The organism is Clostridium sp. C2-6-12 (assembly GCF_009928485.1).
In the GTDB taxonomy this organism is placed as follows: domain Bacteria; phylum Bacillota; class Clostridia; order Clostridiales; family Clostridiaceae; genus Clostridium.
Genome location: NZ_JAABNP010000024.1, coordinates 81,758 through 95,192 on the forward strand (window position 1 = coordinate 81,758; position 13,435 = coordinate 95,192).

Genomic DNA, 13,435 nt, shown 5'->3' on the forward strand with positions numbered 1-13,435 from the left:
ACTTAAAATCCTGCGGTGGTTAAACACCGTACCGGTTCGATTCCGGTCTTCGGCACCAAAGACTTAAGCAATAAGCTTAAGTCTTTTTTTATTTACTAATATTAATGACAAATAAGGTCTTAGAGAAACAAAAATAGTTTTTCTAGGACTCTTTTTGTTAAATAAAAAAGTAACAGTTGCATGAAGGAGATATAAAAATTATATTTATTCTTTATATTTTAATTTATGAAAAAATAATAGTATATAAATTACTAATAAAATAATATTAACGACAAATTAATCAATGAAGAGAAAATAAGAAAACAGTTTAATGGAAAGATTATAAAATCCACATCAATGATAATTTTTATGAAAATAACTGAAATGAAAATATTTTACTAAATCATTAGATATTAGAGAAATTTAGATGAAGTTGTCCTAAGAAAATTCTATTAGAGAAACATGTTATGACATTTATCGTAAATTCGTACTGCTATAATAAAAATACATTAATTGGAAATGAGGCGAGCTGATGTGCAGTATGGATTAGATATAAATAAATATCAAGAGATAAAACAATCATCAATTATTAAAAGAAAAGCATGGATGAAAACCACTGTGGTAAAATTAGCAGTTATCTTGGTAATTGGAATTTTGCTTGGAAGAGTTAATTTATTACTAAATCAATCAGACAGTCGAGGAATAGCTCCTATAGGAATTGCATACTTAATGGCAATTGTTACAAAGGAAAATAAAAAAGATATGTTAGCTGGAGCAATAGGGATTGCAATAGGATATCTAACGATAAATAATATGCTAATGGATGGATATGTGTATTTAATAGCAACAGCTTTAATAACAATATACTATGCTTTTGTATCATCTAACAAAATGAGAAAAAGGGAGTTGGTTGGCTTTGTAATAATATTAAGTAGCTTTTTTATATATGGTATTAGCGTTAGCAAATATGAGTTGGGAGTAGACATAATATTATGCTTGTTACAAACAGTAATTGTTGTACCAATATATTATGTTATAAAATACGCATTAAATTCTTTTGAGGAGATTGATACTAATTATTTTTTTTCATCTGAAGAAATAGTCAGCATAGGAATACTTTTATGCTTGTTAGTTTCGGGAGTAGGGAATATTAGTTTTTTAGAGTATTCAATAAGAAATATATTTGGTTTAACGCTTGTTTTAGTGATAGCTTATGTAGGCGGGGCGTCATATGGAGCAATGATTGGCGTTTTGATGGGAATAATGATTGGTATTGCAGCTAATGACATGATGTATAGTGTAGCTTTTTTAGGTGTTGGAGGACTTGTCGTAGGTATATTCAAAGATACTGGGAAAATATTTTCGATACTTTCAGGTATTATAATTTATTTTGCATTAGCTGTGTATTCTAATGCAGTAACATTAAAACTAGGAATAGAAGTTTTAGCAAGTTGCTTTTTGTTTTTATGTATTCCAAAACCTGTATATAAAAGTATTGAAGTTGAAATAAATCCGCAAAAAAAGAAAATTTATTTTGGAGAAGTCCAATTAAATGCAATAAAGGAGGAATTCACTTTTAAGTTAAAAGGTCTTACGAATGTGTTATCAAGCGTAATAAAATGCTTGAGCGATGTTGATGACAATGAAAACTTATTAATCAAATCGAAAGGAAGTGCATTGGTAGAAAATTTAGCAGATAGAAGTTGTTCAAACTGTGAAAATAAACCTTTATGTTGGGAAAGAGATTTTCATCAAACTTTTAATTCATTTCAGATGTTGATAAAAAGTTATGAGGAGGGATGTTTAGCTATACCAATAGATTTGCAAAAAAAGTGTGTTAAGAATTTTACTTTATTACGAAGTACAGAAGGAGTTGTAAATAATTATAACGTGAGTGAAGTTATAAGAGAAAGGCTATCAGAGGGAAAGAATGTATTGGCAACTCATATATCAAATATAACAACTACCTTAGAATTATTACTGAATGATTTTAGAAAGGAGGTAAATATAGACACAGAGTTAGAAAGAGTAGTAAAGCGCATAATGAATAAAAATTCCATTTATTATAATAATATTTTTTGCTATGTGGGCAAAAATGGTAGGGTTAAAATTAGAATAAGTATAAATAACTATGATGGTGCTGAACACTATGAAAAAAGAATAGTTAATTTATTAAGTAATGCAATGAAAATGAGATTGTATATTGGAGAAGAGGGGTGCAACGTTGATATAAAAACAAATGAAAGAATTATTACTATAGAAGAGAAACCTAAGTATTATATGGTCTCATATGGAGCAATGGATTCTAAGGATGGAGAAAATCAAACAGGAGACAATTACGGATTTGGTAAGACTACTAATGGAGATTATATAACTATACTAAGTGATGGTATGGGATCAGGTCCTGAAGCAGGAGAAGAAAGCAAAGCAACTGTGGATTTGGTAGAAAAGCTTATGGAGGCAGGTTTTGATGAAGATATAACAGTAAATACAGTAAATTCCATAATGGGAATGAGGTTTGCAGAAGATGAGAAATATGCGACTCTAGATTTGAATAAAGTTGACTTGTATAACGGAGAAACTATTTTTGTAAAAATAGGTGCAGCGCCTAGTTTTATTAAGAGAGGAAGTGATGTAAAATCTATTAATTCCAAAAATTTACCACTAGGACTTGTCGATGAGGTTGAGGTTGAGATTATTAAAGATAGGTTAAAACCTGGAGATATTTTGGTCAATGTAAGTGATGGGATTTTAGATATAAGCAAATTAAATAATGGAAAAGTTAGTTGGCTTGAAGAATATTTAAAAACCATCAATGGAGATCCTAGGGAATTGTCAGAAAAGATATTAGAAAAGGCAAAGAGTTTAAGTAAAGGAAATCTTAGTGATGATATGACTGTTATTGTTTCTAAGGTATATTTAGATGGGTGATAAATTCAGAGATTTATTTATAAAATTAAAATAGTTAAAAAATATTATTATAATACTTAAACGCATGATGTTTTATCGGCAAAAGCTGATTGATATAGATTCTTCATTACTACACGTATATATTATAAAAGAGTGTGGATATAGGTGAAAAGCCTTATATCCATACTCTTTTAAATTAGAAATAAATTATTTTATTAAATTTTCATGGAAGTGAAATAAATAATTTTGTAAAGTTAATTAAGACATTATAAGTTTGCTTATTATACTCAATAGTCATATATGTCATTCCTAAAGTATTGAAATTAATGTTTACATTCAAAAAATATATACGTACAATAGATGGTGGTTGTGAATGTAGTATTATCCATAAATGGAGGTGTTTATTTTGCTAAAAAAGGTAATGTCTTATATAAACAATAATAAATTAATTAAGTCAGGTGATAGAGTTTTAGTTGCTCTTTCTGGGGGGCCGGACTCAATATGCCTTTTGAACATTTTGTTTGAGTTAAAGGAAGAATTAAATATAGAGATAGGTGCTGCACACATAAATCATCTTTTACGAGGAGAAGATGCTTTTAAAGATGAAGAGTATGTGATTAAAATATGTGAAGAAATAAATATACCATGCTTTGTAACTAGGGTGGATATAAATAATTATTCTAAAGAGCATAGGATTTCTTCTGAGATGGCAGGAAGACAAGTTAGATATGATTTTTTTGAAGAGATTATAGAGACAGAAGGCTTTAATAAGATTGCGACTGCTCATAATGCGAATGATCAAGCTGAGACTATACTATTTAGGCTTATGAGGGGCACTGGTTTAGAAGGCCTTGGAGGGATTAAAGTTTCTAGAGGTGATAAAATAATAAGACCTATATTGTGTTTAAGCAGACAGGAAGTAGAAAAATATATAGGATTAAAGAGGCTAAAACCTCGAATTGATAAAACTAATTTTGAAAAGATATATAATAGAAATAAAATTAGATTAGATATACTTCCATATATGAAGGAAAATTTTAACGAAGATATTATACAAACTTTAAATAGAATGTCAGTATTGTTGCAAAAGGATAATGAGTTTCTTGAAAAATTAGCATTAAATTCATATAAAAAATATTGTATAGAAGATGCGGATTATTTTATAATAAAAAAGGGCATATTCAAAGAAGGAGAACCTATCGTTAATAGAGTTTTGAGGCGTGCTTTAACTAAGTATTCAAAATCAAATTATGATTTTGAAATGAAGCACATAAATGAAGTTTATTTATTAAATGAGAAAGATTCTGGGAAAATTATTGATTTGCCTAATGGAATTTATGCTGAAAATATATATGGTGACATATACATAAAAAATAAGAAAAATAAATCTAATATTAATAACAAGAAAGAAAAGGTATTAATTAGTAAGGATGAAATTAATAATCAAATAGTAAACTATGGACAGTTCACAATTGAGTTTTGTGTAACTAATCATTATCAAAGAAATGATCTAAATTTAAACAAGGATAATTTTACACAATACTTTGACTTTGATAAAATAAATGATAATATTTTAATTAGAAAAAGAATAGATGGTGATAAGATAATTCCTTTAGGTATGAAAGGAACTAAAAAGTTAAAGGATATTTTTATAGATATGAAAATACCTAAAGAAGAAAGAGATCATATTCCTGTTTTATGTTTTGATGAAAAAATTGCATGGATTATAGGAATTAAGATATCAGATGAGTATAAACTTACTAATGTAGGTGAAAAAATATTAAAAGTAGTGGTTAAAAGAAAGGAACATTAAAATTATGAAAGAAGATATAAAAGAAATATTGTTTTCAGAAGAAGTGTTAAGTAAAAGAATTAAAGAACTAGCTAATGAAATAAGTACAGATTATAAAGGAAAAGATTTGTTAGTCGTTGGAATATTAAAAGGGTCTGTTGTTTTTGCAGCAGAATTAATCAAAAATATATCAACGCCTTGTGAAATTGACTTTATGGCAGTATCAAGCTATGGAAATTCAACAGAAACTTCTGGTATTGTGAGAATATTAAAAGATTTAGATAATAGTATTGAAGGCAAAGATATTTTAATAGTTGAAGATATAGTTGATACTGGTGTTACATTAGCATATTTGCTTAAATATTTAAAAGCAAGAAAAGCTAACAGTATAGAAATTGTTGCATTGCTTAATAAGCCTGCAAGAAGAACATCTGATTTAGATGTTAAATATATTGGTTTTGAAGTTCCAGATGGATTTATAGTTGGGTATGGTATAGATTATGCTGAGAAATACAGAAATCTACCATTTATAGGTATATTGAAACCAGAAGTATATGAAAAATAGACATTGTAATTTTATTGTAATAAAAATATTCCTATGGTAAAATTTTAAATATGATGAGAGAGGGGGAACTTGAATGAAAAAGTATTCAAGTGCAGCTGTGTGGATTGTATGTTCAGTTATGCTAATTTTAGCAGCAGTTACTATATGGCAAACGGGAAATAGTTCAAGTGATATGGCTTATAGTACATTCGTACAAAAGTGGAATTCAAATGAAATAGAAAGTGTCATAATTAAGTCGGATAGTATGACTATAGAGGGAAGAACTACTGATAATAAAACATTTACAACAATTGCTCCAAGTGGTCTTGTAAATTCATTATTAGAAAGTCAACCTAAATCAGATGTTAAGGTTATCTTTGAAAAACCATCTAATAATGCTACTTGGATTGCAACATTGCTTCCATTTATAGTTATGGCAGTATTTCTATTTATATTTTTATTTATATTTACACAACAATCACAAGGTGGAGGTAGTGGAAGAGGTGTTATGAATTTTGGTAAAAGTAAAGCTAAAATGGTAATGCCAGAAAGTCAAACAGTTACATTTGAAGATATAGCCGGTGCGGATGAAGAAAAAGCAGAGCTTGAAGAAATAGTTGATTTCTTAAAGTTGCCAGCAAGATATATACAAATGGGTGCAAGAATACCAAAGGGAGTACTATTAGTAGGTCCTCCAGGGACAGGTAAGACTTTGCTTGCTAAAGCAATAGCAGGAGAAGCGGGTGTTCCATTTTTCAGCATATCTGGTTCTGACTTTGTTGAAATGTTTGTTGGGGTTGGTGCATCTAGAGTTAGAAGTTTATTTGAAGAAGCTAAAAAGAATTCACCATGTATAATATTTATTGATGAAATTGATGCAGTTGGTAGACAAAGAGGTGCTGGACTTGGCGGTGGCCATGATGAAAGAGAACAAACATTAAATCAGCTCCTTGTTGAGATGGATGGTTTTGGTGTAAATGAAGGTATCGTAATGATAGCGGCTACTAATAGACCAGATATATTAGATCCTGCGTTACTTAGACCAGGAAGATTTGACAGACAAATAATTGTTGGGGCGCCTGATATAAAAGGAAGAGAAGAAATTCTTAAAGTTCATACAAAGAAGAAACCTTTAGATTCAGATGTTAAATTGGATGTATTGGCTAAAAGAACTCCAGGGTTTTCTGGAGCGGATTTAGAAAATTTAACAAATGAAGCAGCATTGCTTGCGGTTAGAAGAGATAAAAAGTTAATATCAATGTTAGAAATGGAAGAAGCAATAACTAAAGTAGTAGCTGGACCTGAAAAGAAGAGCAGAGTAGTAACTGAACATGATAGAAAGTTGACAGCTTATCATGAAGCTGGTCACGCGGTTGTTATGAGATTACTTCCAAATTGTGATCCGGTTCATGAAATAAGTGTGATCCCAAGAGGAAGAGCTGGAGGTTATACAATGCATCTTCCTAAGGAAGACACATCTTATACATCTAAAGCAAAACTAGAGGACGAAATGGTTGGACTTTTAGGAGGAAGAGTTGCTGAAAAATTAATCATGGGAGATATAAGCACTGGTGCTAAAAATGATATAGATAGAGCCAGTCATATAGCTAAAAGCATGGTTATGGATTATGGCATGAGTGAAGAAATTGGAACAATATCTTATTCTTCAGGTCATGATGAAGTATTCCTTGGAAGAGATATAGGGAAAAGCAGAGATTTCAGTGAAGAAATTGGTTCTAAGATAGATAAAGAGATAAAGAGATTTATAGATGAAGCTTATGATAAAGCAACTAGATTATTAGAAGAAAATACTGATAAGCTTCATGCTGTTGCTAAAGCATTGATTGAAAAAGAAAAACTTGATGCAAAAGAATTCGAAGAAATATTTATAAATAGCTAACTATTAATTGGAGTATTGCTCCTGATTAAATTTTAATCAGGAGCAATACTTTTTTGCATAATGTATAAAATAATTGAAACCTGGGTAGTTTGTAAAATCAAGCATTCCGCTGGAAACTCATATAAATAATATTAATACGAATATTTCGTTTAGAATTGGAGTAAATATTCGAAATAACTTTTAAACCATAAGTTGAAATGTTATAATAGAAATACAAGAAACGACTTTGGTTAATATTAGGAGGAGAACTTATAATGAAAAGTGATATTCAAATTGCTCAAGAAGCAAAAATGGAACCAATAAAAAATGTGGCCGAGAAATTAGGGCTTTGCGAAGATGATATTGAATACTATGGTAAGTATAAATGTAAAATATCCTTAGATGTATATGAAAAGGTCAAAGAAAATAAGGATGGAAAATTAGTGTTAGTAACAGCTATAAATCCAACTCCAGCAGGTGAGGGGAAATCAACAGTTACTGTAGGGCTTGGTCAAGCACTTAATAAATTAGGCAAAAAAGCAGTAATAGCACTAAGAGAACCGTCGTTAGGACCAGTATTTGGAATTAAAGGTGGAGCAGCAGGTGGTGGATATGCTCAAGTAGTTCCAATGGAAGATATTAATCTTCATTTTACAGGAGATATGCATGCTATTACAGCTGCTAATAATTTATTATCAGCAGCAATAGATAACCATATTCATCAAGGTAATGATTTAAGAATTGATTCTAGAAGAATAGTATTTAAAAGAGTTATGGATATGAATGATAGAGCGCTTAGAAATATTGTTGTTGGAATGGGTGGAAAAGTTAATGGTTTTGTTAGAGAAGATGGGTTTAATATAACTGTTGCCTCTGAAATAATGGCTATATTATGCTTGGCAAATGATCTGGAAGATTTAAAGGAAAGAATGGGAAACATACTTTTTGCTTATAATTTAGATGGAGAACCTGTTTATGCTAAGGAATTAGAAGTTCAGGGGGCTATGGCTTTATTAATGAAGGATGCTATAAAACCTAACTTAGTACAGACGTTAGAAAATACTCCGGCATTAATACATGGAGGACCATTTGCTAACATTGCCCATGGATGTAATTCTATAATGGCAACTAAGCTTGCGTTAAAGCTTGGAGAAATTACTGTAACAGAAGCAGGTTTTGGTGCTGATTTAGGAGCAGAAAAATTCTTTGATATTAAATGTAGATATGGGAATTTGAAACCTGAATGTGTTGTAATAGTAGCTACCATTAGAGCTCTAAAACATCATGGAGGAGTAAATAAGGCTGAATTAAATACTCCAAATGTTGAAGCTTTAAGCAAGGGAATAGTTAATTTAGAAAAGCAAATTGAAAATATTAAGAAATTCAATATAGTACCAGTTGTTGCTATAAATAAATTTGTAACTGATAGTGAAGAAGAAGTTCAATTTATAAAAGATTTCTGTAATAAGATTGGTGTAAAAGTAGCATTATCAGATGTATGGGCTAAAGGTGGAGAAGGCGGAATTGAACTTGGAAATATCGTTTTAGATATTTTAGATAATAACAATTCTAATTTTGCACCAATTTATGATGAAAAGTTAGCTATTCAAGAAAAAATTTCGACTATAGCAAAAGAAATTTATGGAGCAGACAAGGTTAATTATACGCCAGCAGCTAAGAAGCAGATTGTTGAATTAGAGAAGTTTGGATTAGATAAATTACCTATATGTATGGCAAAAACTCAATATTCCCTTTCAGACAATCCAAGTCTTTTGGCGAGACCAAAAGGATTTGATATTACAGTTAAGGAAATTAGAGTATCCAATGGAGCTGGATTCATAGTAGTTCAAACTGGAGATATAATGACTATGCCAGGATTACCAAAAGTTCCTGCCGCTAATAGAATGGATGTATTAAAGAGTGGAGAAATAATTGGATTATTCTAAATCCTTGATTATATGTGGTATTACCTAATATAACGTGCTAATAAAGCGTAAGGTTCATTTAAAGCAATATTTTAATACTTGACAAATGAATTATAATTGTTAAAATTATATTGTTATTTTTAAGTAAATTTCTAACATTAAGGCAGCTCTCAGGGCTGCTTTTAATTTAACTATATTAAGGTGGTGCTTTCTATGATTTTACTTGTTGATGCAGGTAATACCAATATTGTTTTGGGAGTACATAATGGAGAAAAGTACATAGCTAGTTGGCGTATTTCAAGTGAAGGAAATAAAACTTCAGATGAATATAGTATTCAAGTTATGCAATTATTTAATTTAAGTAATATTGACCCTAAAGAAATTACTGGAGTTATTGTTTCTTCTGTTGTTCCTAATATAATGCATTCTTTAGAAAATATGTTGAGAAAATGCTTTTGTCAAGAACCTATAGTAGTTGGACCAGGAATAAAAACAGGAATAAATATCAAGTATGATAATCCAAGAGAGGTTGGAGCTGACAGAATAGTAAATGCTGTTGCTGCATATGAAATTTATAAAAGGCCAGTTATAATAATTGACTTTGGTACAGCAACAACTTTTTGTGCAGTAAGGGAAAATGGAGATTATCTTGGAGGATGTATATGTCCAGGAATAAGAATTTCAGCGGATGCTTTATTTGAAAGAGCTGCAAAGCTTCCTAGAGTTGAGTTAGAAGTTCCTAAGAGCATGATTTGCAAGAATACAGTATCAAGTATGCAATCAGGTATTATATTTGGATATATAGGGCAAGTTGAATACATAGTTAGGAAAATGAAGAAAGAAATGAAATCATCTAAGTATAAGGAAGAACCATTTGTTATAGCTACAGGAGGATTAGCTAATTTAATTGCTAAAGAAACTGATGTTATAGATAAAGTTAATTCAGATTTAACATTAGAAGGCTTAAAAATATTATATGAAAAAAATAAAGAAGCTGAAGTTCTAAGAAATTAAAAACTTATGATAATATATTATAAAGTAAGGAGTACATTCTAAATGAAAATAGGTAATTTAACCTTTGAAAATAATGTATTTTTAGCACCTATGGCAGGTGTTACGGATATATCTTTTAGAGGACTATGTAAAGAAATGGGATGTGGATTGGTTTATACTGAAATGGTTAGCGCAAAAGCTTTATATTATGGAAGTGAGAATACTCAAGCCTTACTTAGAATAGCAGATGAAGAAAAACCTGTGGCAGTTCAAATTTTTGGTAGGGAACCAGATATAATGGCGGATATTTGTGAGAAACATTTCAACGATAGAAATGATATTTGTATTATTGATATAAACATGGGATGTCCAGCTCCTAAGATTGTCAAAAATGGAGAAGGTTCCGCTCTTATGAAAGAGCCAGAATTAGCATATGAAATTGTAAAAGCGATAAAAAATGTTTCAAAGAAACCTGTTACTGTTAAATTCAGAAAGGGATTTGATGAAGAAAATATTAATGCTGTGGAGTTTGCTAAAAAAATGGAACAGGCAGGAGCAGATGCAATTACTATTCATGGACGAACACGAAAACAAATGTATCAAGGTATTGCTGATTGGGATATTATAAAAAAGGTTAAAGAAAGCGTAACAATACCTGTAATAGGAAATGGAGATGTATTTTCTGGAGAGGATGCTGTAAGAATGAAGGGAACTACGGATTGTGATGGTATAATGATTGCAAGAGGAAGTCAAGGTAACCCTTGGATATTCAAACAAGTTAGTCATGCTCTTAGAGGGGAAGATATGCCAGATATTTCTTATAAAGACAAAATTGAAATGTGCTTAAGGCATTATGAGTTAGCAATTAAATATGATGGAGAATTTAAAGCCGTTAGAGAAATGAGAAAGCATGCATCATGGTATATTAAAGGTCTTCCAAGATGTACAGACATTAGAAATCAGATAAATATTTTAGATGATAGTAAAAAAGTAATTGAAATTTTATCCAAATATAAAGAAGAGTTATAAAAATAATTTAAATGAAAAGCTATAATTAGAATAATTTAATAAATTGAATCATAATACTAATAATATATATTGAATATGTTAGAGAATTAAAACTATTTTATGAAAAAATTAATTATGATCTCAGCTAATACATTATATGAATTTACATTAAAATAGCTAAGTGTAATGGCATCAACCCTTTGCAATAGGATTGATTGACATATCAAATAGGCTGATTTATAATTAGTTAAATGATTTCAGGTTGATAAATTATTCGAGATTGTTCTGAAATAAAAATAATAAATATCAAAGGTTTTAAAGGGGAGTAAAATATATGAGCCAAGCAAAGCAATATGTAATGACTTACGAAGGTGTAAAAAAATTAGAAACAGAACTTGAGTATTTAAAAACAGTAAAAAGAAAAGAAATAACTGAAAAAATAAAAGTAGCATTAGGATATGGAGATTTAAGCGAAAACTCTGAATATGATGAAGCTAAAAACGACCAAGCGTTTACAGAAGGAAGAATATTACAATTAGAAAATATGCTAAAAAATGCAGTTGTTGTCGATGAAGCTGATCTTCCAAATGATATTGTTTCAGTTGGATCAAAAGTAAAAGTTAAAGATTATGAATTTGATGAAGAAGTAGAATATTCAATAGTTGGATCAGCAGAAGCAGATCCTATGAATTTCAAAATATCAAATGAATCACCAGTTGGAAGTGCTTTAGTTGGGAAAAAGATTGGTGAAATAGTAGAAGTAATTGTTCCAGATGGAGTAAATAAATTTGAGATACTAGGAATAAGTAGAAGTTAATTGGAGGTACGATATGTCAACAGAAGAAATGAGTATGCAGGAGTTAGAGTCTCAATATAATGAACAAGAAGGCTTAAGAAGAGACAAACTAACTGAGTTACAAGGTGCTGGAAAGGATCCTTTTGATGTATATAAGGTAAATAGAACACATACTTCAGAAGAGGTTAAATCAAATTATGAGTCATTAGAAGGTAAGGAAGTAACAGTTGCAGGAAGACTTATGTCTAAAAGAGGTCAAGGAAAGGTTGTATTTTCAGATATACACGATAAAGATGGAAAGATACAATTATTTTTAAAGATTGACAAAGTTGGAGAAGAAAACTTAAAGCAATATAAAACATTTGATTTAGGTGACTGGGTTGCAGCAACAGGAGAAGTTTTCACAACAAAAACAGGTGAAGTATCTATAAATGTAAATACATTTGAATTAACTTGTAAGTCTTTAAAGCCGCTTCCAGAAAAATGGCATGGATTAAAGGATCCAGATTTAAGATATAGACAAAGAGAAGTTGATATAATTACTAATGCAGGTGTAAAAGATACTTTTATTAAGAGAAGTAAAATCATATCAGCGATGAGAGAATTTTTAGATAATAGAGGATTCTTAGAAGTTGAAACTCCTATTCTTGGGGCAATAGCAGGTGGGGCAGCAGCAAAACCATTTATTACTCATCATAATACTTTAGATATGGATATGTATTTAAGAATTGCAACAGAATTATATCTTAAGAGATTAATAGTTGCTGGATTTGAAAAAGTATATGAAATAGGAAGAAACTTCAGAAATGAAGGAATGTCTGTTAGACATAATCCTGAATTTACAGCTATAGAATTATATGAAGCATACTCTGATTATAATGATATGATGGAAATTACAGAAAATATGGTTGCATATATTTGTGAAAAGGTAAATGGAACTACTAAGGTTGCTTACCAAGGAACAGAAATAGACTTTAAGCCACCATGGAGAAGAATAACCATGGTTGATGCAGTAAAGGAATATGCGGGTGTAGATTTTAATCAAATCAAATCTGATGAAGAAGCTCAAGCTATAGCTAAAGAAAAGCATTTAGAATTTGCTAAACCATTAGATACAGTTACAAAGGGAGAAGTTTTGAATGCTTTATATGAAGAATTTGGTGAAGCTAACATGATTCAACCTACATTTGTAATGGACTATCCTGTGGAAATTTCACCTCTTACAAAGAAAAAGAGAGGAAATCCAGAATTTACTGAAAGATTTGAAGGTTTTGTATTCGGTAGAGAACTTTGTAATGCATACTCAGAATTAAATGATCCGATAGTACAAAGACAAAGATTTGAACAACAAGCTAAGGAAAGAGAGCTTGGTGATGATGAAGCATACATGTTAGATGAACAATTCATGAGTGCTTTAGAAACAGGTATGCCTCCAACAGGTGGATTAGGAATTGGGGTAGATAGACTTATAATGTTTTTAACTGATTCAGCATCAATTAGAGATGTTATATTATTCCCAACAATGAGACCGCAAAAGTAATATGTTATAGTTAGGGGGCTGTTGCAAAACTAACGTAGTTAGTTTTGTAGCAGCTCATTTTTTATGGAA

9 protein-coding genes are annotated in these 13,435 nt (G+C 30.3%); all 9 read left to right on the forward strand.

Going from position 1 to position 13,435, the window contains the following annotated elements:
• Window positions 1–498: 498 nt before the first annotated feature.
• The 9 genes from spoIIE (at window position 499) to lysS (ending at window position 13,366) form a co-directional block, all read left to right on the forward strand.
• Window positions 499–2,910 (forward strand): stage II sporulation protein E, encoded by a 2,412-nt coding sequence (spoIIE, locus tag GXK56_RS18545; RefSeq protein ID WP_160690160.1) that lies wholly within the window; start codon window positions 499–501, stop codon window positions 2,908–2,910.
• 385 nt (window positions 2,911–3,295) lie between these two features.
• Window positions 3,296–4,702 carry a tRNA lysidine(34) synthetase TilS gene (tilS, locus tag GXK56_RS18550; protein WP_160690162.1) on the forward strand — a complete coding sequence of 469 codons (1,407 nt, stop codon included), beginning with the start codon at window positions 3,296–3,298 and terminating at the stop codon, window positions 4,700–4,702.
• Between the two features lie 4 nt (window positions 4,703–4,706).
• A complete protein-coding gene (hpt, locus tag GXK56_RS18555) occupies window positions 4,707–5,246 on the forward strand; it encodes a hypoxanthine phosphoribosyltransferase (protein WP_160690164.1) in 540 nt (179 codons plus the stop codon).
• Between the two features lie 73 nt (window positions 5,247–5,319).
• The gene (ftsH, locus tag GXK56_RS18560; protein WP_160690166.1) at window positions 5,320–7,125 is read left to right on the forward strand and encodes an ATP-dependent zinc metalloprotease FtsH; all 1,806 of its coding nucleotides are present in this window, start codon (window positions 5,320–5,322) and stop codon (window positions 7,123–7,125) included.
• A gap of 254 nt (window positions 7,126–7,379) precedes the next feature.
• Window positions 7,380–9,050, forward strand: coding sequence for a formate--tetrahydrofolate ligase (locus GXK56_RS18565; RefSeq protein ID WP_160690168.1), 1,671 nt, complete (start codon window positions 7,380–7,382; stop codon window positions 9,048–9,050).
• Window positions 9,051–9,242: 192 nt separating this feature from the next.
• Window positions 9,243–10,043, forward strand: a complete 801-nt coding sequence (locus GXK56_RS18570; RefSeq protein ID WP_160690170.1) for a type III pantothenate kinase — start codon at window positions 9,243–9,245, stop codon at window positions 10,041–10,043.
• Between the two features lie 42 nt (window positions 10,044–10,085).
• A complete protein-coding gene (gene dusB, locus GXK56_RS18575; RefSeq protein WP_160690171.1) occupies window positions 10,086–11,051 on the forward strand; it encodes a tRNA dihydrouridine synthase DusB in 966 nt (321 codons plus the stop codon).
• A gap of 313 nt (window positions 11,052–11,364) precedes the next feature.
• The gene (gene greA, locus GXK56_RS18580) at window positions 11,365–11,847 is read left to right on the forward strand and encodes a transcription elongation factor GreA (protein WP_160690172.1); all 483 of its coding nucleotides are present in this window, start codon (window positions 11,365–11,367) and stop codon (window positions 11,845–11,847) included.
• A 13-nt stretch (window positions 11,848–11,860) separates the two neighbouring features.
• On the forward strand, window positions 11,861–13,366 hold the full coding sequence (lysS, locus tag GXK56_RS18585) for a lysine--tRNA ligase (protein WP_160690173.1): 1,506 nt from the start codon (window positions 11,861–11,863) through the stop codon (window positions 13,364–13,366).
• Window positions 13,367–13,435: the final 69 nt, after the last annotated feature.

Bases quoted from the DNA above. Each gene is read 5' to 3' on its own strand.
- dusB (WP_160690171.1), top strand. From the start codon at position 10,086: ATGAAAATAGGTAATTTAACCTTTGAAAATAATGTATTTTTAGCACCT.
- GXK56_RS18565 (WP_160690168.1), top strand. From the start codon at position 7,380: ATGAAAAGTGATATTCAAATTGCTCAAGAAGCAAAAATGGAACCAATA.
- hpt (WP_160690164.1), top strand. From the start codon at position 4,707: ATGAAAGAAGATATAAAAGAAATATTGTTTTCAGAAGAAGTGTTAAGT.
- ftsH (WP_160690166.1), top strand. From the start codon at position 5,320: ATGAAAAAGTATTCAAGTGCAGCTGTGTGGATTGTATGTTCAGTTATG.
- lysS (WP_160690173.1), top strand. From the start codon at position 11,861: ATGTCAACAGAAGAAATGAGTATGCAGGAGTTAGAGTCTCAATATAAT.
- greA (WP_160690172.1), top strand. From the start codon at position 11,365: ATGAGCCAAGCAAAGCAATATGTAATGACTTACGAAGGTGTAAAAAAA.
- spoIIE (WP_160690160.1), top strand. From the start codon at position 499: ATGAGGCGAGCTGATGTGCAGTATGGATTAGATATAAATAAATATCAA.
- GXK56_RS18570 (WP_160690170.1), top strand. From the start codon at position 9,243: ATGATTTTACTTGTTGATGCAGGTAATACCAATATTGTTTTGGGAGTA.